Source organism: Inquilinus ginsengisoli (assembly GCF_031453975.1).
In the GTDB taxonomy this organism is placed as follows: Bacteria; Pseudomonadota; Alphaproteobacteria; order DSM-16000; family Inquilinaceae; genus Inquilinus; species Inquilinus ginsengisoli_A.
The window spans coordinates 320,857-340,298 of record NZ_JAVDPW010000009.1 but is presented as its reverse complement, the minus strand read 5'-3'; the positions used below and the strand labels follow the sequence as shown (position 1 = coordinate 340,298).

The 19,442-nt window shown below is 72.1% G+C and carries 17 protein-coding genes; 7 read left to right on the top strand and 10 right to left on the bottom strand.

Features of this window, described 5'->3' with window-relative positions:
• Positions 1 to 38 precede the first annotated feature (38 nt).
• Positions 39 to 644: a LysE family translocator gene (locus E9232_RS25620; RefSeq protein WP_309798866.1), complete on the top strand. Its 606-nt coding sequence runs from the start codon at positions 39 to 41 to the stop codon at positions 642 to 644.
• 87 nt (positions 645 to 731) lie between these two features.
• Here the strand turns inward: E9232_RS25620 and E9232_RS25615 are convergent, their stop codons facing one another.
• Positions 732 to 1,748 (bottom strand): NAD(P)/FAD-dependent oxidoreductase, encoded by a 1,017-nt coding sequence (locus E9232_RS25615; protein WP_309798864.1) that lies wholly within the window; start codon positions 1,746 to 1,748, stop codon positions 732 to 734.
• Positions 1,749 to 1,871: 123 nt separating this feature from the next.
• On the opposite strand from E9232_RS25615, the gene tsaE reads away from it, so the two are divergent.
• From tsaE to trxA, 4 genes are all read left to right on the top strand, one after another.
• Positions 1,872 to 2,354 carry a tRNA (adenosine(37)-N6)-threonylcarbamoyltransferase complex ATPase subunit type 1 TsaE gene (gene tsaE / locus E9232_RS25610; protein ID WP_309798862.1) on the top strand — a complete coding sequence of 161 codons (483 nt, stop codon included), beginning with the start codon at positions 1,872 to 1,874 and terminating at the stop codon, positions 2,352 to 2,354.
• Positions 2,351 to 5,299: a double-strand break repair protein AddB gene (gene addB / locus E9232_RS25605; RefSeq protein ID WP_309798860.1), complete on the top strand. Its 2,949-nt coding sequence runs from the start codon at positions 2,351 to 2,353 to the stop codon at positions 5,297 to 5,299. The genes tsaE and addB overlap by 4 nt, the downstream gene beginning before the upstream one ends.
• A complete protein-coding gene (addA, locus tag E9232_RS25600; RefSeq protein ID WP_309798859.1) occupies positions 5,296 to 8,736 on the top strand; it encodes a double-strand break repair helicase AddA in 3,441 nt (1,146 codons plus the stop codon). Before addB ends, addA begins: the two co-directional genes overlap by 4 nt.
• A 75-nt stretch (positions 8,737 to 8,811) precedes the next feature.
• Complete coding sequence (gene trxA, locus E9232_RS25595) at positions 8,812 to 9,132, top strand: thioredoxin TrxA (RefSeq protein WP_309798858.1); 321 nt, start codon at positions 8,812 to 8,814, stop codon at positions 9,130 to 9,132.
• A 241-nt stretch (positions 9,133 to 9,373) separates the two neighbouring features.
• Here trxA and E9232_RS25590 read toward each other — a convergent pair whose 3' ends face one another.
• From E9232_RS25590 to gbd, 3 genes are all read right to left on the bottom strand, one after another.
• Positions 9,374 to 9,877, bottom strand: a complete 504-nt coding sequence (locus E9232_RS25590) for an SH3 domain-containing protein (RefSeq protein WP_309798856.1) — start codon at positions 9,875 to 9,877, stop codon at positions 9,374 to 9,376.
• Positions 9,878 to 9,935: 58 nt separating this feature from the next.
• Positions 9,936 to 11,024: a P1 family peptidase gene (locus E9232_RS25585; RefSeq protein ID WP_309798854.1), complete on the bottom strand. Its 1,089-nt coding sequence runs from the start codon at positions 11,022 to 11,024 to the stop codon at positions 9,936 to 9,938.
• Positions 11,025 to 11,248: 224 nt separating this feature from the next.
• Positions 11,249 to 12,379: a 4-hydroxybutyrate dehydrogenase gene (gbd, locus tag E9232_RS25580; RefSeq protein ID WP_309798852.1), complete on the bottom strand. Its 1,131-nt coding sequence runs from the start codon at positions 12,377 to 12,379 to the stop codon at positions 11,249 to 11,251.
• A gap of 162 nt (positions 12,380 to 12,541) precedes the next feature.
• Here gbd and E9232_RS25575 point away from each other — a divergent pair, with 162 nt between their 5' ends.
• A complete protein-coding gene (locus E9232_RS25575; protein WP_309798850.1) occupies positions 12,542 to 13,771 on the top strand; it encodes a Zn-dependent hydrolase in 1,230 nt (409 codons plus the stop codon).
• Positions 13,772 to 13,932: 161 nt separating this feature from the next.
• Here the strand turns inward: E9232_RS25575 and argB are convergent, their stop codons facing one another.
• The 6 genes from argB to rpmH all read right to left on the bottom strand — a co-directional run bounded on the left by argB (position 13,933) and on the right by rpmH (position 18,421).
• Positions 13,933 to 14,847, bottom strand: coding sequence for an acetylglutamate kinase (gene argB, locus E9232_RS25570; RefSeq protein ID WP_309798848.1), 915 nt, complete (start codon positions 14,845 to 14,847; stop codon positions 13,933 to 13,935).
• 62 nt (positions 14,848 to 14,909) lie between these two features.
• Positions 14,910 to 15,587, bottom strand: a complete 678-nt coding sequence (gene yihA, locus E9232_RS25565) for a ribosome biogenesis GTP-binding protein YihA/YsxC (protein ID WP_309798847.1) — start codon at positions 15,585 to 15,587, stop codon at positions 14,910 to 14,912.
• Positions 15,584 to 17,407 (bottom strand): membrane protein insertase YidC, encoded by a 1,824-nt coding sequence (yidC, locus tag E9232_RS25560; RefSeq protein WP_309798845.1) that lies wholly within the window; start codon positions 17,405 to 17,407, stop codon positions 15,584 to 15,586. Before yidC ends, yihA begins: the two co-directional genes overlap by 4 nt.
• Before the next feature lie 53 nt (positions 17,408 to 17,460).
• Entirely contained in the window at positions 17,461 to 17,760 is a 300-nt protein-coding gene (yidD, locus tag E9232_RS25555) for a membrane protein insertion efficiency factor YidD (RefSeq protein WP_309798843.1), read from the bottom strand.
• Positions 17,757 to 18,191, bottom strand: a complete 435-nt coding sequence (gene rnpA, locus E9232_RS25550) for a ribonuclease P protein component (protein WP_309798841.1) — start codon at positions 18,189 to 18,191, stop codon at positions 17,757 to 17,759. Before rnpA ends, yidD begins: the two co-directional genes overlap by 4 nt.
• 95 nt (positions 18,192 to 18,286) lie before the next feature.
• Positions 18,287 to 18,421, bottom strand: coding sequence for a 50S ribosomal protein L34 (gene rpmH / locus E9232_RS25545; protein ID WP_138887974.1), 135 nt, complete (start codon positions 18,419 to 18,421; stop codon positions 18,287 to 18,289).
• Positions 18,422 to 18,608: 187 nt separating this feature from the next.
• On the opposite strand from rpmH, the gene E9232_RS25540 reads away from it, so the two are divergent.
• Complete coding sequence (locus tag E9232_RS25540; protein ID WP_309798838.1) at positions 18,609 to 19,373, top strand: methyltransferase domain-containing protein; 765 nt, start codon at positions 18,609 to 18,611, stop codon at positions 19,371 to 19,373.
• Positions 19,374 to 19,442 lie beyond the last annotated feature (69 nt).

Sequence of the window (19,442 nt, the reverse complement as noted above, 5' to 3'; positions counted from 1 at the left end):
GAATTGTCTCGATTTTGGAGTCGGGCCAAGTTGGGGCCATGACTCCCGAACTGCTCTCGTCCTTCGTCTTGTTCGCCTTCGTCACCTCGATCACGCCGGGGCCGAACAACATCATGCTGACCGCCTCGGGCCTCAGCTTCGGCTTCCGCCGCACCGTGCCGCACATGGTCGGCATCGCCACCGGCTTCACCGTGATGGTGGCGGCGGTGGGCTTGGGCCTCGGCGCCGCCTTCGCCGCCTGGCCGCTGCTGTACCAGCTGCTGAAATACGGCGGCGCCGCGTATCTGCTGTATCTCGCCTGGAAGATCGCGCGGTCCGGGCCGCTCTCCGGCGGCAGCGAATCTGGCCGGCCGATGACCTTCCTCGAGGCCGCGGCGTTCCAATGGGTCAACCCCAAGGCCTGGGTGATGGCGGTCGGCGCCATCGCCACCTACACGCCGCAGGCCGGCTTCCTGGGCAATTTGGCGATCGTCACCGTGGTGTTCGGCCTGGTGAACCTGCCCAGCGTCGGCTGCTGGGCGCTGTTCGGCACGGCGCTGCGGCGGGTGCTGCACGCCCCCGCCGCGGTCCGCGCCTTCAATCTCGGCATGGCGCTGCTGCTGGTCGCCTCGCTGTACCCGATCGCGGCGGACCTGCTGGGGTAAGGTCGGCCGGGATCGAGCACACCTCCCCTCATTGTCGTCTTCGGGTCAAGCCCGGCAATGACACAAGAGGGAAGGGTCGCTTGTGCCTCAAACCCCCGGCACGCCGGCGGTCGTCGAATATTCGAAGTGCAGCACCTCGCCGGGGTGGACGAGGGGGTAGATCGCATGGGCGGCCGAGGCCGCCTCGGCGAAGCCGGTCAGGATCAGCTTCAGCTTGTGCGGATAAGTGGCGATGTCGCCGACCGCGAAGATCCCCGGCGCGCTGGTCGCCGCCGTCGCCTGGTCGATGGCGATGTGGTGCTTGTCCAGCGCCAACCCCCAATTCGCGATCGGCCCCAGATTCATCGACAGGCCGAAGAACGGCAGCAGCACGTCGGCCTCCAGCCGCCGCACCTCGCCCTCCAGCGTCGCCACGGTGACGGCCGAGAGCTGCCCGCCCGCGCCCTCCAGCCCGTGCAGCTGGTAGGGGGTGACCAGCTCGACCTTCCCGGCCTCGGCCAGGGCGTGCAGCCGGGCGACGCTGTCCGGCGCGCCGCGGAACTTGTCGCGCCGGTGCACCACCAGCACCTGGGCCGCGACATCGGCCAGCAGGATCGACCAGTCGAGCGCGCTGTCGCCGCCGCCGGCCACCACCACCCGCTTGCCCCGCAGCGCCTCCTTGCGGGTCACCATGTAGAACACCGAGCGGTTCTCGAAATCCTCGATCCCGGCCAGCGGCGGCCGGTTCGGCCCGAAGGCGCCGACCCCGGCGGCGACGATCACCGCCGCGGCATCGATGGTGGTGCCGGCGCCGGTGCCGACCAGCCAGCGCCCGTCCGGCTGCCGCGCCAGGGTCTCGACCTGCTGGCCGAGATGATAGGTCGGGGCGAAGGGCTCCGCCTGCTCCACCAGCCGGTCGATCAGCTGCGCCGCCTCGATTCGGGGATGGCCGGGGATGTCGTAGATCGGCTTTTCCGGATACAGCGCGGCGCATTGCCCGCCGGGTTCGCCCAGCGCGTCGATGACATGGCACCTCATCTTCAGCATGCCGCATTCGAACACGGCGAACAGCCCGACCGGGCCGGCCCCGATGATGGCGACGTCGGTGCGATGCGGGGTGGACATGGCGGCATCCCTCAGCCTTTGAGACCCGGATGTGGTAGCCGGTTCCGCGTCGGCGCGCATCATCGCGATAGGCCGCATGCCCCGGGCGTGACTGCGCAGGCGGGCTGTGCGAACAATCGGACGATGGACCGCTTCACCCTCGACCTGCCCGACGAAGCCGCGACCGCAGCCCTGGCCGCCCGCCTCGCGCCGCGGCTGCGCCCGGGCGACATCGTCCTGCTCTCGGGCGATCTCGGCGCCGGCAAATCCTTCTTCGCCCGGGCGCTGATCCGCGCTGCCACCGGCGAGCCGGAGCTGGAGGTGCCGAGCCCGACCTTCACCCTGGTCCAGTCCTACGACCTGCCAGCGGGCGAGCTGTGGCATTTCGACCTGTACCGGCTGGGGGCGCCCGACGAGGTGCTGGAGCTGGGCTGGGACGAGGCGCGGCAGGGCATCTGCGTGGTGGAATGGCCCGACCGGCTGGGCGGCCTGATCCCGCCCGACCGGCTGAAGATCGAGCTGGCCCATGCCGCCACGCCAGGCCGTGAGGACGGCCGCACCGCGGCTGTGATCGGGCTGGGCGGCCGCGGCGCCGCTTTGGCCCGGGCGCTGCGCGCCGCGCCATGACCGGGCGCATCCTCACCATCCCGGCCGGCCAGGGCGTCGCCGACGCGCTGGCCCGGGGCCTGCTGGCCCAGGCCGGGGGCGACCCGCTGGCGCTGGGCGCCATGACCGTGCTGCTGCCGACCCGGCGGGCCGGCGCCACGCTGCGCGACGCCTTCCTGCGCGCCGGCGAGGGCACCCCGCTGCTGCTGCCCCGGCTGATGCCGATCGGCGACATCGATGCCGACGCGCTGAGTCTGGCGGCGATCGGCGAGACCCCGGCGGTGGCCGAGGCGCTGGCCCTGCCGCCGGCGATCGCGCCGCAGCGCCGCCAGATCCTGCTGGCCCGGCTGGTCCTGGCCCGGCAGGAGCAGGGCATCGGCGCCGACCAGGCGATGCACCTGGCCGCCGCCTTGGCCCGGCTGATCGACGAGGTCCAGGCCGAGGGCTTGGGCTTCGACCGGTTGGCCGGGCTGGTGCCGGAGGAGCTGGCCGAGCATTGGCAGGAGACGCTGCGCTTCCTGGAGATCGTCACCACGGTCTGGCCCGGCGTGCTGCGCGACCTGGACGCCCTGGATCCCGCCGACTGGCGCGCCCGGCTGACCCTGGCCCAGGCGGCGGCATGGACCGCGCCACCGCCGCCCGGGCCGGTGATATCAGCCGGGCTGATCGGCACCAACCCGTCGGACATCGCGCTGCTGCGCGCGGTGGCGGCGCTGCCGCAGGGCGCCGTGGTGCTGCCCGGCCTGGACCGTGGCATGGATGAGGACACCTGGGCCCAGATCGACGACAGCCACCCGCAGCAGCCGCTGAAGCTGCTGCTGGAGGGACTGGGCGTCGCCCGCGCCGAGGTCGCCGACTGGCTTGCCCCGGCTGCCGCCGCCGGCCCGGACCGCAGCGCGCTGCTGCGCGAGGTGATGCGCCCGGCCGCCACCACCGACGCCTGGCGCAACCCGGCCGGGCTTCATGCGGCCGCGCTGGACGGGCTGTCCCGGATCGACTGCGCCACGGCGCAGGAGGAGGCCGGGGTGATCGCCCTGCTGCTGCGCGAGGCGCTGGAGACACCGGGCCGCACCGCCGCGCTGGTGACGCCCGACCGGGCGCTGGCCCGCCGGGTGGCGGCGCAGCTGGGGCGCTGGCAGGTGGCGGTCGACGACAGCGCCGGCCGGCCGCTGGCCGACACCCCGGTCGGGGCCTATCTGCGCCTGGTCGGCGACATCGCCTTCCGCGACGCCTCGCCGCTGGCGCTGCTGGCCCTGCTGAAGCATCCGCTGGCGGCGGGGGGCGAGGCCGTCGGCACCTTCCGCGAGACCCTGCGCCGGCTGGAGCGCGCGGTGCTGCGCGGCCCGTCGCCCGAGTCCGGCACTGCCGGGCTGGCCGCGGCGCTGGCGGCGAGCGAGGCGGCCGATGCCCTGGGTCCCTGGCTGGACCGCGTCACCGCCATCCTGTCGCCCTTCGTCGCCGCGGTCCGGGCCGACGGCCAATCCCCGGTCGAGCTGCTGCGCCTGCACGTCGCCTGCGCCGAATCGCTGGCGGCGACCGACGCCGAGCCCGGCCCCGCCCGGCTGTGGCGCGCCGAGGACGGCGAGGCGGCGCAGGCGCTGGTCGATGAGCTGCTGACCGGCTTCGACGGCTTCCCGGCCATCCCGGGCCAGGACTGGCCCGGCCTGTTCGAGGCGATGATGGACGGCGCCGTGGTCCGGCCGCGCTGGGGCCGCCACCCCCGGCTGGCGATCCTGGGCCCGGTCGAGGCCCGGATGGCGCGGTTCGACCGCATCGTGCTGGGGGGGCTGAACGAGGGCAGCTGGCCGGCCGCGCCCGCCGCCGACCCCTGGATGTCGCGGCCGATGCGGCAGAAATTCGGCCTGCCGGCGCCGGAGCGGCGGATCGGCCTGGCCGCCAACGACTTCGCCCAGGCCGCCGCCGGCGCGGAGGTCTTCCTGACCCGGGCGGAGAAGGTGGACGGCACCCCGACCGTGCCGTCTCGCTGGCTGCTGCGGCTGCAGGCGGTGCTGGACGGCGCCGGCCTGGCCCTGGCCCCGCCGGCGCGGGACTGGCGCGCCTTGGCCCGGCGGATCGACCAGCCGGACGCGGTGCGCCCGGTGGCGCCGCCGGCGCCGCGGCCGCCGGTCGCCGCCCGGCCCCGCCGCCTGTCGGTGACCCAGATCGCCACCTGGATGCAGGACCCCTACGCCATCTACGCCCGGCAGGTGCTGCAGCTGAAGCGGCTGGACCCGATCGAGGCCGAGCCGGGGGCGGCCGAGCGCGGCACCGCGATCCACGACGCGCTGGCCGCCTTCCTGCAGGCCTGGCCCGAGGCGCTGCCGCCCGACGCGCTGGACCGGCTGCTGGCGCTGGGCCGCCTCGAATTCGCCCGGCTGCCGCCGGGGCCGGACATCCGCACCTTCTGGTGGCCGCGCTTCGCCCGCATCGCCGGCTGGTTCCTGGAGGCCGAGGCGCGGCTGCGCGCCGCCGGCCGCCGCGCCATCCTGACCGAGCAGAAGGGCGTGGTGACGCTGCCGGCCCCGGCCGGGCCCTTCACCCTGAGCGGCCAGGCCGACCGCATCGACCGGGGCCCGGACGGGCTGGTGGTGGTCGACTACAAGACCGGCACGGTGCCGTCGAACGAGCAGATCCTGGCCGGCCACCAGCCGCAGCTGCCGCTGGAGGCGATGATGATCCGCGCCGGCGGCTTCACCGGCGTGCCGGCGGACCTCGTCCTTGCCGGGCTGGAGCATTGGCGCCTGTCCGGCGGCGCCGTGCCGGGCGAGATCAAGCCGGTGAAGCCGGCGGAGGGCGACCTGGCCGCCCTGGCCGAGCAGGCGCTGGCCGGGCTGCTGGGCCTGATCGCCCGCTTCGACCTGCCCGAGACGCCTTACCTGTCGCAGCCGCGCGGCGTGGCGCCCCGATTCTCCGACTACGCCCATCTCGCCCGGGTCAAGGAATGGTCGGCGGGGGGCGAGGGATGACCCTGATCCGCCCCGATCCCACCGCGACCCAGCGGCGTGCCTCGGACCCCGGCAGCTCGGTCTGGGTCGGCGCCTCGGCCGGCACCGGCAAGACCAAGGTGCTGACCGACCGGGTGCTGCGGCTGATGCTGGCCGACACCCCGCCCGACCGCATCCTGTGCATCACCTTCACCCGCGCCGCCGCGGCGGAGATGGCCAACCGCATCGCCGTCACCCTGGCGGGCTGGGCCACGATGCCGGACGCCGAGCTGCAGCTGAAGCTGGCTGACCTGATGGGCGCGCCGCCCGACACCGCCACCCAGACCGCGGCGCGGCGGCTGTTCGCGCAGGTGCTGGACGTGCCCGGCGGGATGCGGATCCAGACCGTACACAGCTTCTGCCAGTCGCTGCTGCGCCGCTTCCCGGTCGAGGCCGGGCTGCCGCCGCAATTCGAGCTGATCGACGACCGCAGCGCCGCCGAGATGCTGGAGCGGGTGCGCCGCCAGGTGCTGGAGGATCCGGACCTGGGCTGGGCGGTCGACCGGGTGGCCGGCGCGGTCGGCGCCGACGAGTTCGGCGACATGGTGCGGGCGCTGGTGTCCGAGCGCGGCCTGCTGACCCGGCTGCTGGACGAGCAGGGCGGGCTGGACGCCCTGGTCGACGCCATCCGCCATCACCTCGACCTGCCCGATGGCGCCACAGCCGACGGGTTGCTGCAGGAGGCCTGCGCCGATTCGGCCCTCGACTGCACAGCACTGCGCGCCGCCGCCTATGCCCTGCTGGACAGCGACAAGAAGACCGACCAGGACCGCGGCACCGCCATCGCCAACTGGCTGGAGGCCCCCGAGGGCCGGGCCGCCGGATGGGGCGACTATCTCCGCGGGTTCCTGACCAAGGAGGGCACGGTCTACAAGACGCTCGCCACCCGGGCCGTCGCCGCGGTTCCCGGCGTGCTCGACGCGCTGCAGGCCGAGGCCGATCGCGTCCTGGCCCTGACCGAGCAGCTGCGCGCCGCCGAGACCGCCGACAACACCGCCGCCCTGCTGGCCCTCGGCGCCGCCCTGATCGCCCGCTACCGGGCGGAGAAGGACCGCCGCGCCCTGCTGGACTATGACGACCTGATCCTGCAGGCGGCGGCGCTGCTGGAGCGGCCGGGCAAGTCGGCCTGGGTGCTGTACAAGCTGGATGGCGGCATCGACCACGTGCTGATCGACGAGGCGCAGGACACCAATCCGGAGCAGTGGCGCGTGGTCGCCGCCCTGACCGAGGAGTTCTTCGCTGGCCTCGGCGCCCGCGCCGATGTCGCCCGCACCGTCTTCGTGGTCGGCGACGAGAAGCAGTCGATCTTCAGCTTCCAGGGCGCCGACCCGGCCGAATTCGCCCGCATGCGCGCGGTGTTCGACCGCCGCATCCACGCCGCCGAGCGGCCCTTCGAGATCGTGCCGCTGGAGACCTCGTTCCGCTCGGTCTCGACCGTGCTGGCCATGGTCGACGCCGTGTTCGCCGGCGGCCCGGCGCTGGACGGCGTGGCCCCCGAGCCGCCGCATCATTTCGTGTCCGAGCGCCGCAAGCTGGATGGCGGGCTGGTCGAGCTGTGGCCGCTCTTGGGCCCGAGCGAGAGCGACGAGCGCCCGGCCTGGGAGCCGCCGACCGAGCAGCGCGGCATCAGCGACCCCGGCGCCCGGCTGGCCCGGCTGATCGCCGAGCGCATCTCCGGCTGGCTGCGCGACGGCGCCCTGCTGGAATCGAAGGGCCGGCCGATCCGCCCCGGCGACATCCTGGTGCTGGTGCGCACCCGCAACCGCTTCTTCGTCGAGCTGATGCGGGCGCTGAAGGCGGCGGGCGTGCCGGTCGGCGGCATGGACCGCATGGTGCTGACCGAACAGCTGGCGGTGATGGACCTGATGGCCCTGGCCCGCTTCCTGCTGCTGCCGGAGGACGACCTGTCGCTGGCCGAGCTGCTGAAGGGCCCGCTGGTCGGCTTCGACGACATCAGGCTGTTCGCGGTGGCCCATGGCCGCCCCGGCACGCTGTGGGCCGCGGTGATCGCGTCGCGCGACCCGGTGGTGATGGCGGCGCGGCAATGGCTGTCGGAGCTGTTCTCTCAGGTCGACTACCAGGCGCCGTTCGAGCTGTTCTCGGCCGTGCTGGCCCGCCCCTGCCCCGGCGACGCCCTGTCCGGCCGCCGCGCCATGCTGGGCCGGCTGGGGGCCGAGGCCGAGGACCCGCTGGACGAGCTGCTGTCGCTGGCCCTGGGCTTCGAGCGCCAGCTGCCGCCGTCGCTGCAGCGCTTCCTGCACTGGCTGGAGACCGGCGAGACCGAGGTCAAGCGCGAGCAGGAGCAGGGCGACGCCCAGGTGCGGATCATGACCGCCCACGGCTCCAAGGGGCTGCAGGCGCCGATCGTGATCCTGCCCGACACCGTCGGCATGCCGCGCGGCACCGCCCGGGCCGGCGAGAAGATCCTGTGGCCGGACGAGGGCCTGCCGGTGCCGCTGTGGGCGCCGCGCGCCGCGTCGCGCCCGCCGGCCTATCGCGAGGCGCTGGAGCGGGCCGAGCGCCGCCGCGACCAGGAGTACCGCCGCCTGCTCTACGTCGCCCTGACCCGGGCCGAGGACCGGCTGTATGTCTGCGGCCACTACGCCACCGAGCGCGGCAAGCCGGCCGAGGGCTGCTGGTACCATCTGTGCCGCGACGGGCTCGCCGGGCTGGCGGAGACGACGGCGCTGGCGGTCGACGGCATCGAGGGCGAAGGCTTGCGGCTGCACCGGCCCCAGGCTGACCGGCCGGCCGGGCCCGACGCGGTGGCGCCGGCCGCGGTCGCCGCCGTGCCGCCGCCCGACTGGCTGCATCGCCCGGCGCCGGCCGAGCCCGAGCCGACCCGGCCGCTGACCCCGTCGCGGCCGGAGACCGAGCCGCCGGCCCGGTCGCCGCTGGACGGCACCGACGAGGGCCGGTTCCGGCGCGGCGCGCTGATCCACGCCCTGCTGCAGGCGCTGCCCGACCTGCCGCCCGAGGCGCGGGAGGCGGCGGCGCGGCGCTATCTGGCCCGGCCGCATCACGACCGCGACCCGGCGGAGCAGGCCGAGATCGTGGCCACCACCCTGGCCGTGCTGGAGCAGCCGGGATTCGAGGCCCTGTTCGGCCCCGGCAGCCGGGCCGAGGTGCCGGTGGTGGGCCTGGTCGGGGGCCGCGCCCTGTCCGGCCAGATCGACCGGCTGGTGGTCGGCCCCGAGTCGGTGCTGGTGGTCGACTACAAGACCAACCGGCCGCCCCCGGCCAGCGTCGACGCCGTGCCGCGCGCCTATCTGGTGCAGATGGCCGCCTACCGGGCCGCGCTGCGCCTGGTTTATCCCGGCCGATCCGTGCGTTGCGCGCTGTTGTGGACCGAAGGGCCGAGACTCATGGAGCTCCCGCCCCCGGCGCTTGACCGGCATGCCCCCGGCGCATCGGCTTGACCTTGTTCTGTTCCCGTCCCTACCCTATCTCGACATGGTGAGGTGGCGTCCCCGCCCCTAAGGCAAGGAATTCTCATGAGCACGAAGCCCGTCTCGGATAACAGCTTCGAAACCGACGTCCTCAACGCCTCGGGTCCGGTTCTGGTGGACTTCTGGGCGGAATGGTGCGGTCCGTGCAAGATGATCGCCCCGGCGCTCGAGGAAATCTCGGCCGAACTCGGCCAGAAGGTCAGCGTCGTGAAGCTGAACATCGACGAAAACCCGATGACCCCGCCGAAATACGGCGTGCGCGGCATCCCGACCCTGATGCTGTTCAAGGACGGCCAGGTCGCGGCCACCAAGATCGGCGCCGTGCCGAAGGGTGCGCTGTTCAACTGGGTCGAGAGCAATCTCTGATCCCAGCGCCGCGCTACCGGAATGCAGAACCCCGCTTCGGCGGGGTTCTTTTTTGGGCGGATGGCGGGCGCGTCGCCTCTCCCGCCTCCTTCTTCGTCATTGCGAGGAGGCGAAGCCGACGAAGCAATCCATGGCGCCACACAAGCGGCCCGATGGATTGCTTCGCTGCGCTCGCAATGACGGTGTTGGGTATGCCGAAAGGCTTCAAAGGCGGAAAGGCGGCGCGAAACGCTGCCGCCCCCTACTCCACCTTCTCGCCGGGATAGGCGCCCCAGAAGGAGGCGCGGCGCATCCAGCCGCGGTAGCCCTTGAGGTCGACATAGCACCAGTCGGCCTGCCCCCCGGCGCCCGGGCAGCGCAGCAGCGCCCCGATCACCCCGGGCTCCGCCTTGGCCATCAGCCCGGAGCCCTCGCTGGGCTCGTTGTAGATCGGCTGCTCGTCCTTGCCGGTCACCACCAGGCTGCGCCGGCCGGTCAGCAGCGCCTGCTGCACCCAGCCTTCGATCCCCTCCCAGTCGCGCACCCGGCGCCAGGTGTCGAATTCGGCGATGACCTCGACCGGCAGGCCCTTCTTGCTGACCACCCATTCGATCGGATAGCGCGTGCCGGGGCCGGTGCGCAGGTTGACCTCGTCCGACTTCAGCGAGACGAATCGGGGGATCGGCAGCTTGGTTTCCGCCGCCCGGGTCGACCCGACCGGCAAAGCGAGGAAAAGCGCGAGCAGCGGGGCGAAGGAGCGGCGCATGAGTCCTGACGGGCCGTGGCGGTCGATGCCGACACAAGAATCCCGAGGGGGCCCGCCGTCAAGTGCGGCCGTAGCGCCGCATGATGTCGGGAAGCCGTTTGATCGGCAGCGCGTGGCTGGTGCGGCCCTTGCGGCCGGTCATGGTCTCGGCGGCGCAGAGCGAGTTCCAGATCGCCTCCTCGGTCGCCTCGACCACTGCCCCCATCAGCGGCTGCAACGCGAAATCGGGCAGCATGCGCAAGCCCTCGACCGGCAGCTTGCGGCCGGGATCGGTGGCCTGGCCGAGGTCGTTGCCGGTGGAGAAGGCGATGAAGACGTCGCCGCTGCCCGGCCACCCCAGCCCGCCGGCCCGGGCCAAGCCGAGGCCGGCGCGCTGGGCCAGCCGCTTCAGCTGGTGCGGCAGCAGCGGCGCGTCGGTGGCGATCACCACAAGGATCGACCCGTCGACCTTGCGCTCGGCGAAGCAGCTGGGGATGTCGGTGGTCGGGATCTCGCGCCCGACCGGCACGCCGTCCAGCACCAGCCGCTCGCGATCGCCGTAATTGGTCTGCACCAGGATGCCGACCGTCCATTCCTCGCCGCCCAAAGCGACCAGGCGCGACGCGGTGCCGGTGCCGGCCTTGAACTCATGCGCGTTGGTGCCGGTGCCGCCGCCGGCATTGCCCTCCTTGACCGGGTCGGCGGTGGCGGCCTTCAGCGCCTCCAGCGCGTGGTGCGGCCGCAGCACGAAGTTCTCGCTCTCCGACAGCCAGCCGTCATAGGTCTCGGACACCAGCGGCATCTTGAAGTCGGCCCCGGTGTCCAGCGTCAGCTCGGCGTCGACCATGCCCTCGTGCACCGCGCCGATCGAGAAGGTGCCGGTCAGCGCCAGCGGGCCGCACAGCAGCCCGAACTCGTTGATCCAGGTCAGCCCGGTGACCTCGCTGTTGCCGTTCAGCACATGGCCGGCAGCGAACAGGTTGCGGCGCCAGATCGCGCCGTCCTGCGGCACGATGGTGGTGATGCCGGTGCGGATGATATGCGGCGAGTCCTCGACCAGCGTCACCTGGCCGACCAGCACCCCGGGGACATCGGTGATGCCGTTCTTCGGGCCGGGCGGCAACAGGCCGATCGAAATCCCCAGATCCCGCAATCTCGCGCGCGCCATCTCAACCCTCATCCCGACTCGGAGGCTCACCACCCCGCGCCTGGGTATCAGAGGGCGGGCGGTCTCAGCTACGACCCGATTGGGGTGGGGCCGGAGGCCCAAAAAGAAGGAGGCCGGCCCCGAAGGCCGGCCCGAGTTGAACAGGGAGGTTCATGCACGATGCGGACGTGCACTCCTAGAACGCCTCGCCAGGGGGGAGGTTCCCACCCCCTGAAAAATTTCACTCAAAGCCCGAGCGCGGCGTCGAACAGCGCCTCGTACTCCGCGCGGCCCACCGGCCGGGCGTTGCTGGCGGTGGAGTGGTCGGCCAGCGCCCCGGCCACCGCGCGCTCGCGATGCGCCTCGGTCACTCCCATCGCCCGCAGGCTGTCCGGCAGGCCGAGCCGGAGATTGAGCGCCTCGATCGCGGCGGCGAGGTCCGCCCCGTCCGCCAGCCCCATCGCCGCCGCCAGCCGGGCATATTTGTCGCCCACGGACGGCGCGTTGAAGCGCAGCACCGCCGGCAGGATCACGGCGTTGAGCGTGCCGTGGTGCAGCACCGGGTCCTTGATCGCGCCCAGCGCGTGCGACAGGCCATGCACCGCGCCGAGCCCCTTCTGGAAGGTCAGCCCGCCCTGCAGCGCCGCCATCATCATCTCCGACCGGGCCTCGCGGTCGCCGCCTTCCGCCACCGCGCGGGGCAGGAAGCGCATCACCCGGGCGGCGCCGTCCAGCGCGATGGCGTCGGCCGGCGGGTTGTAACGCGGCGAGAGGAAGGTCTCGATGCAATGGGTCAGCGCGTCCATGCCAGTGGCCGCGGTCAGCAGCGGCGGCAGGCCCAGCGTCAGCTCGGGGTCGCAGACCGCCCGGGCGGGGATCAGGTGCTGGCTGATCAGCGCCAGCTTGCGGCCGTCGCGCAGCGTGATCAGGGCGCCGCGCCCGACCTCGCTGCCGGTGCCGGAGGTGGTCGGCACCGCGATCAGCGGCGACACCGGCCCGATGCGGCCGGCGCCGCCCTCGATCAGCGCGTATTCGGCCAGCACCCCGGCATGGGTGGCGCGCAGGGCCACCGCCTTGGCCAGGTCCATCGCCGAGCCGCCGCCGAGCGCGACCAGACCGTCGCAGACGGCATGGCGGTAGGCGTCGAAGGCCTGGTCGACCGCGGCCTCGGTCGGGTTGGCCGGGGTCTCGGCGAACACCGCATGCTCCGCCGGCAGCAGGCCGCGCACCCGGCCGAACAGCGGCAGCGCCGCCAGCCCGGGGTCGGTGACCAGCAGCGGCTTGCGGATGCCGAGCTCGGCCAGCTCCTGCGGCAGCAGCTCGACCGCGCCCGACCCGAATCGGGTGGTGGTCAGATAGGTGATGGTGTCGGCCATGCGGTCCTCCCCGGCATTCGTCCGGCAAACCCTAGAGGATGCCGCCGGCCACCGGAAGCCGCGCCATGACCCACGCAAAGCCTTTGCGCGGCGCGGGCTGATACGCAAACCGATCGACCGGCCGACGCGATATCCTGCCGCGGCAACCGCTTCGGACCCGACATGAACGCCCCCGCGATCGACCATGCCCGCCTGCTCGACCGGCTCCAGCGACTCGGGGCGGTCGGCCGGACCGCGTCGGGGGCGCTGAGCCGGCTGGCCCTGACCGATGCCGACCGCGAGGGCCGCGACCTGCTGGCCGGCTGGATGCGCGAGGCCGGGCTGGAGGTCCGGGTCGACCGCATCGGCAACATCTTCGGCCTGTGGCCTGTCTCCCAGGTTGCCGACCCCGTCATGATCGGCTCCCACATCGACAGCGTGATCGACGCCGGGATCTATGACGGCTGCTACGGCGTGCTGGCGGGGCTGGCTGTGGTCGAGGCGCTGCGGCAGGCCGGCGCCGCCCCGGCGCGGCCGATCGCGGTCGCCGCCTTCACCAATGAGGAGGGGGTGCGGTTCCAGCCGGACATGATGGGGTCGCTGGTCCATGCCGGCGGGCTGGACATCGATGCGGCGCTGGCCGCGGTGGACAGCGACGGCTGCGTGCTGGGCGAGGAGCTGGCCCGCATCGGCTATGCCGGCGACCTGGCGCCCGGCGCGATCCGCCCGCATTGCTATCTCGAGCTGCACATCGAGCAGGGCCCGGTCCTGGAGGCGGCGGGGCTGGCCATCGGCGCGGTCGATTCGCTGCAGGGCATCTCGTGGCAGCGGGTGACGATCGAGGGCGCCGCCAACCATGCCGGCACCACGCCGATCGCCGCCCGCCGCGATGCCGGCCTGGCCGCGGCCCGCGTGATCGCCCATCTGCGCGACCGGGTGGCGGGCGCCAATGCCGGCACCCTGGCCACCGTCGGGTCGCTGCGCTTCGAGCCCGATGCGATCAATGTGATCCCGTCGCGCGCGGTCTTCACCGTCGACCTGCGCGACCCGGAGGAAGAGCGGCTGCAGGCCGCGGAGGATTCGCTGGCGCGGTTCCTGGAGGGCCTGGCCGAATCGGAAGGGGTGACGGTGGCGACCGAGCGGCTGGCGCGCTTCCAGCCGGTGCGGTTCGACCCGGCGCTGGTCGGGCTGGTCGCGGCGGCGGCGGGACGGCGCGGCCTGGGCCATCGCCGCATGACCTCCGGCGCCGGCCACGACGCGCAGATGATCGCCCGAATCGCGCCGGCGGCGATGATCTTCGTACCCAGCCGCGGCGGCATCAGCCACAACCCGGCGGAGTTCACCGCACCGGCCGACCTTGCGGCCGGGGCGGATGTGCTGCTGGACGTCGTGGCAGAGTTGATTGAGGCGTAGGGAACGACGCAGGGCGGCCCTGACCTCTTTCCCCCAATTCCATTCTGTCATGCCCGGGCCTGACCCGGGCATCCAGGAAATGTCGATGCCGCTCTGGGTGGCCCCTGGATTGCCGGGTCAAGTCCGGCAATGACAGGATAAGGGGAGCCTCACGCGCGGGCTTACGCCCGGATCAACGTCCCGACGCCCCCTTCGGTGAAGACCTCCAGCAGCACGGCGTGCGGCACGCGGCCGTCCATGATCACCGCACCTTCGACGCCCTGGTCGACGGCCGAGATGCAGGTCTCGATCTTCGGGATCATGCCGCCGGAGATGGTGCCGTCGGTCATCAGCTCGCGCGCCCGGGCCAGCGGCAGCTCGTGGATCAGCACCTTGTCCTTGTCGAGCACGCCGGCGACGTCGGTCAACAGGAAGAAGCGGGTGGCGTTCAGTGCCGCGGCGATGGCGCCGGCGGCGGTGTCGGCGTTGATGTTGTAGCTCTCGCCGCGCGGGCCGACGCCGATCGGCGCGATCACCGGAATGAAGTCGCTGTCCTCGAACGCCTCGAGGATCTCGGGGTTGACCGAGGCCGGCTCGCCCACGAAGCCGAGGTCGAGAATGCGCTCGATGTTGCTGTCGGGGTCGCGCTTGGTGCGCTGCAGCTTGCGAGCCGAGATCAGCGCGCCGTCCTTGCCGGAGACGCCGACCGCCTTGCCGCCGACCGCCTGGATCGCCGAGACGATCGACTTGTTGATGTTGCCGGACAGCACCATCTCGACGATATCGACGGTGTTGCGGTCGGTGATGCGCAGCCCGTCGACGAATTCCGACTTGATGTTCAGCCGCTCCAGCATCGCGCCGATCTGCGGCCCGCCGCCATGCACCACCACCGGGTTGATGCCGACCTGCTTCAAGAGCACCACGTCGCGGGCGAAGCTTTCGGTCAGCGAATCATCGCCCATGGCGTTGCCGCCATACTTGATGACGAAGGTGGCGCCGGCGTAGCGGCGCATGAAGGGCAGCGCCTCGACCAGGGTGTTGGCCTTGTCGAGCGAGGCGGCGGGGAGGATGGGCGGGGCGGCGAAAGGCTTGGTCATCGGGCTCGAATCCTGCGAGCTAGTTGCCGGCGTCCCTCTCATGCCCGACCGCGGGGCCGCGATCAACCGTGCTGGGCGATATCCGTGAGAAAGGCCCGCAGCTCGGGGATGCCCTCGCCGCTGTCGCTGCTGGTCAACAGCACATGCGGGAAGGCCGCCGGGTGCGCCTTGAGCACCGCCTCGACCTCCGGGATCCGGCGCTCGCGCTCGCCCTTGCCGACCTTGTCCATCTTGGTCAGCACCACCTGGGTGGCGACGGCGGTGTCGTCGAGCAGCTTCAGGATGTCCCCGTCGGAATCCTTGATGCCGTGGCGGCCGTCGACCAGCACCAGGGCACGGCGCAGGGTGACCCGGCCGCGCAGGTAGCCTTTGAGCGTCTCGGTCCAGCTGGCGACCAGCGACTTCGACACCTTGGCGTAGCCGTAGCCCGGCAGGTCGACCAGCGCCAGCCGGCCGCCGAGGTCGAAGAAGTTCAGCTGCTGGGTGCGGCCCGGGGTGTGGCTGGTGCGGGCCAGGGTCTTCCGCCCGGTCAGGGCGTTGACCAGGCTGGACTTGCCGACATTGGAGCGGCCGGCGAAGGCGATCTCCGGCAGCCCCGCCGGCGGCAGGCCGTCCAACGCCGCAGCCCCCCAGGTGAAGTGGCATTCCTGGGCGAAGAGCAGCCGGCCCGCCTCGATCGCCGCGGCGCTGTATGCCTTGGTCTCGCCGGGCTGGGCCGGGCCGGCCTGGGGGTCGGTCACCCCTTGCGGCCTGCCGGCTTGCGGGTGGCGCCGCCGGTCTTCGGCGTGCCGTCGCCGTTCTTCTTCCGGGTCACCGAAGGCGGCAGCGACGGCGCCGGTTCGGCCGATTCCTCGAGCCCGCCCGAGATCTTCACATGCATCCGCTTCATGATCGACCATTGCTGGAGGATCGTGAGGGTGTTGTTCCAGGCCCAGTACACCACCAGCCCGACCGGGAAATGCGCGAGCATGAAGGTGAACACGACCGGCAGCAGCATGAACACCTTGGCCTGGACCGGGTCGGCCGGCGCCGGGTTCAGCTTCTGCTGCAGGAACATGGTGAAGCCCATGATGATCGGCGCGGCGCCGATCATCAGCATCGACGGCGGCGTCCACGGGATCAGGCCGAACAGGTTGAACACCGTGGTCGGGTCCGGTGCCGACAGGTCGTGGATCCAGCCGAAGAACGGCGCGTGCCGCATCTCGATGGTGACCAGCAGCACCTTGTAGAGCGCGAAGAACACCGGGATCTGGATCACGATCGGCAGGCAACCGGCGGCCGGGTTGACCTTCTCGCGCTTGTACAGCGCCATCAGCTCCTGCTGCTGCTTGGCCTTGTCGTCGGCGAAGCGCTCGCGCAGCTTCACCATCTCGGGCTGCAGCGCCTTCATCTTCGCCATCGAGCGGTAGGACTTGTCCGCCAGCGGGTAGAACAGGAGCTTCAGCGCCAGGGTGAAGATCATGATCGACAGGCCGAAATTGCCGACCACGCTGTGGATCCAGGCGAGGATCTTGAAGAACGGCTTGGTCAGGAACCAGAACCAGCCGAAGTCGATGGCGAAATCGAACTTGGTGATGCCCAGCGTGTCGGCGTAGCTGCTGATCAGGTCGACTTCCTTGGCGCCGGCGAACAGGCGCCCGGTCGATTCCAGCGTCTGGCCGGGGGCCACCGTCTGGGCCTCGCCCTGGTAGGTCGCGAGGTAGCGGCCCTCGCCGTCCGACTGGTGCAGGAACTGGGTGTCGACCTTGGCCGCCTGGTCCGGCACCAGCGCCACCAGCCAGTACTTGTCGGTGAAGCCGAGCCAGCCGCCGGTGGTGGTGTGGCGGACCGCCTTGTCGTCCTGGATGTCCTTGTAGGTCTTCTCGTCCAGCGTGCCGTTGAAGACGCCGTAGGGGCCCTCATGCAGCACGTAGTAGCCCTGGGTCACCGGCGTGCCGAAGCGCAGCACGCGGCCATAGGGCGCCAGCTCCACCGGCTTGCCGGTGTTGTTGACCACGCGCTGGACCACCGTGAACATGTAGTTGGCGTCGACCGAGATCGCGCGCTGGAACACCAGCCCCTGGCCGTTGTCCCAGCTCAGCACCACCGGCGCGTCGGCCGTCAGGGTCTCGCGGTCGGCGGTCCACACCGTGTCGGTGCCGGGCACCGGGATCGACGGGTCGCTGGGCGCCCAGCCATAGTCGGCGTAGTAGGGCGAGGCCGCGGTGCGCGGCGTCAGCAGCACGATCTCCGGGCTGTTCGGATCCACCGTTTCGCGGTAGTCGCGCAGGGTGACGTCGTCGAGCCGGCCGCCGGTCAGGTTGATCGAGCCGTGCATGCGCGGCGCGTCGATCTTGACGCGCTGGGTCTGGGCCAGGGCCTGGGACCGTTCGACCGGGGCCACCGGGCCCGAGCCGATCGCGGTCGGCGCCTGGGGCGAGGCGGTCGAGGTGGTGGTCGCCGTCTGCTGCTGCTGCTCAGGGGTCGGCGCCGGCGTCGATCCCGGGAACAGGAACTGGAAGCCGAGCAGAATGGCGAGCGAAAGGGCGATCGCCAGGATCAGGTTCTTCTGGTCGGTCATCGCATCGAAGCTCCGGTCCCGGCGCCAGCCCGATAGTCTGGCCGGCCGGTCAATCAATCAGGGGCGGTCATCTGTCGGTGGGCCGGGCCGCAGCACGAATCGCGGCCGGGTCCGCCGGCAGTCTTGGTCGGGGCATCGGGCACGGGGTCATACCCCGATCCGCCCCAGGGGTGGCAACGCGCAATGCGCCGCAGGGCCAGCCAGCCCCCGACGATCGCACCGTGCCGCTCAATAGCCTCGATCGCATAGGCGGAGCAAGTGGGCGCGAAGCGGCAGTTGCGTCCGATCAGCGCCGACAGGCTGTAGCGATAGCCGATCACCGCGCCGCGCAGCACATGGGCCAGCGGGCTCACGCCCCCTGACCCGCGGCCTCGGCCGGCTCCCGGCGCACGGCGCCCAGCTTCTCCAGCGCCCGGTCGAGATCGGCCACCAGCGACGCGAAGGGGCGGCGCACGGTCTCGCTGCGCGCGATCAGCACCAGGTCGTGGCCCGGCGCGGCCCGGCGGCCGAGCACCTCGGCGGCGGCGGCGCGCAGGCGGCGACGCGCCCGGTTGCGGATGACGGAATTGCCGACCTTGCGGCTGGCGGTGTAGCCGACGCGGACGTCGCAGCCGTCCGGACCGTCCTCGGCGCCTTCGCCCGGCGCCCCGTCCCAGCGGCGAAGCTGGACGATGACGCCCTGCGCCGCCCATTTCCGGCGGGTCGCGGCCACGGCCAAAAACTCGGCCCGCTTCTTCAGCCGGCCGAGGCGGATCAGGGAAGGATCGTCAAGGCGGACGCGCATCCGGTCACCCCGGCCAGGCAGGATTCGCGGAACCGAAAATCCTGCCCATGCTTGCAGTCGGCAGATCTGCCACGGCAAATCTGCCGGAGCCCGGATTACGCGGAGAGGCGCTTCCGGCCCTTGGCGCGACGATTGGACAGGACGCGACGGCCGCCGACGGTCGCCATACGGGCGCGGAAGCCATGGCGGCGCGCACGCACCAGCTTGCTGGGCTGAAAGGTTCTCTTCACGATCGGAACTCCGGATAGCTCTACTCACGTCCTGCCGGACGCAAAAGGTCGCGGGTTATAGGCAGAAGGGGCGCCCGAGTCAATCGATCCGCCCCGACCCGGTCATGCGTGACCGGGCCGCGGGGGCAACCCGGCCGTTCGACGCGAAGGGATACGCCTGGCGCCGGTTTTCCGGTAGAACTTTGTGATGGAATGGAATCCCGCACAGACCTTGAAGTTCGCCGGTCCCCGGCTGCAGCCGGGGCTTGACCTGATCACCCGGCTGCCGGACATCGCGCCGAAGCGGATCGTCGATCTCGGCTGCGGCAGCGGCGCCCTGGCGGCGCAGCTGGCCGAACGCTGGCCCCGCGCCGCGGTCACCGGCCTGGACCGCGACCGCAACGCCCTGCGCGAGGCCCGGGCGACCCATCCGGACCTGGACTGGGTCGAGGCCGACATCGCCGACTGGGCGCCGGCCGAGCCGGTCGACCTGATCTTTTCCAACGCCGCGCTGCAATGGGTCGAGGGGCATGAGGCGCTGTTTCCGCGCCTGCTGTCCTTCCTCGCCCCCGGCGGGGTGCTGGCGGTGCAGATGCCGCGCAACTTCGACGCGCCGAGCCATGTGCTGATGCGGGCGCTGGCGACCGAGCCGCCCTGGGCCGGCAAGATCCGGCTGCGCCGCCCGCCGGTCGGGATGCCGTCCGCCTATTACGACCTGCTGGCGCCGCGCAGCGCCGCCCTCGACATCTGGGAGACCGAGTATCTCCACGTGCTGAAGGGCGACAATCCGGTGCTGCACTGGGTGCGCGGCACCGCGCTGCTGCCGGTGATGGCGGCGCTGTCGGGCCCCGAGCTGGACGCCTTCATCGCCACCTACGCGTCCCGGCTGGCCCAGGCCTATCCGCCGCAGCCGGACGGCAGCACCCTGTTCCCCTTCCGCCGCCTGCTGCTGCTGGCGAGGGTGGCCGCGTAGGGGGATCGCGCCGCGCCTCATCTCTTTTCTGTCATTGCCGGGCTTGACCCGGCAATCCAGGGGCCACGG

Coding starts and splice junctions, on each gene's coding strand:
- E9232_RS25585 (WP_309798854.1), bottom strand. CDS start 11,024: ATGGCGCGCGCGAGATTGCGGGATCTGGGGATTTCGATCGGCCTGTTG.
- E9232_RS25615 (WP_309798864.1), bottom strand. CDS start 1,748: ATGTCCACCCCGCATCGCACCGACGTCGCCATCATCGGGGCCGGCCCG.
- E9232_RS25540 (WP_309798838.1), top strand. CDS start 18,609: ATGGAATGGAATCCCGCACAGACCTTGAAGTTCGCCGGTCCCCGGCTG.
- trxA (WP_309798858.1), top strand. CDS start 8,812: ATGAGCACGAAGCCCGTCTCGGATAACAGCTTCGAAACCGACGTCCTC.
- E9232_RS25620 (WP_309798866.1), top strand. CDS start 39: ATGACTCCCGAACTGCTCTCGTCCTTCGTCTTGTTCGCCTTCGTCACC.
- gbd (WP_309798852.1), bottom strand. CDS start 12,379: ATGGCCGACACCATCACCTATCTGACCACCACCCGATTCGGGTCGGGC.
- tsaE (WP_309798862.1), top strand. CDS start 1,872: ATGGACCGCTTCACCCTCGACCTGCCCGACGAAGCCGCGACCGCAGCC.
- E9232_RS25575 (WP_309798850.1), top strand. CDS start 12,542: ATGAACGCCCCCGCGATCGACCATGCCCGCCTGCTCGACCGGCTCCAG.
- E9232_RS25590 (WP_309798856.1), bottom strand. CDS start 9,877: ATGCGCCGCTCCTTCGCCCCGCTGCTCGCGCTTTTCCTCGCTTTGCCG.
- argB (WP_309798848.1), bottom strand. CDS start 14,847: ATGACCAAGCCTTTCGCCGCCCCGCCCATCCTCCCCGCCGCCTCGCTC.
- rnpA (WP_309798841.1), bottom strand. CDS start 18,191: ATGCGCGTCCGCCTTGACGATCCTTCCCTGATCCGCCTCGGCCGGCTG.
- addA (WP_309798859.1), top strand. CDS start 5,296: ATGACCCTGATCCGCCCCGATCCCACCGCGACCCAGCGGCGTGCCTCG.
- yidC (WP_309798845.1), bottom strand. CDS start 17,407: ATGACCGACCAGAAGAACCTGATCCTGGCGATCGCCCTTTCGCTCGCC.
- addB (WP_309798860.1), top strand. CDS start 2,351: ATGACCGGGCGCATCCTCACCATCCCGGCCGGCCAGGGCGTCGCCGAC.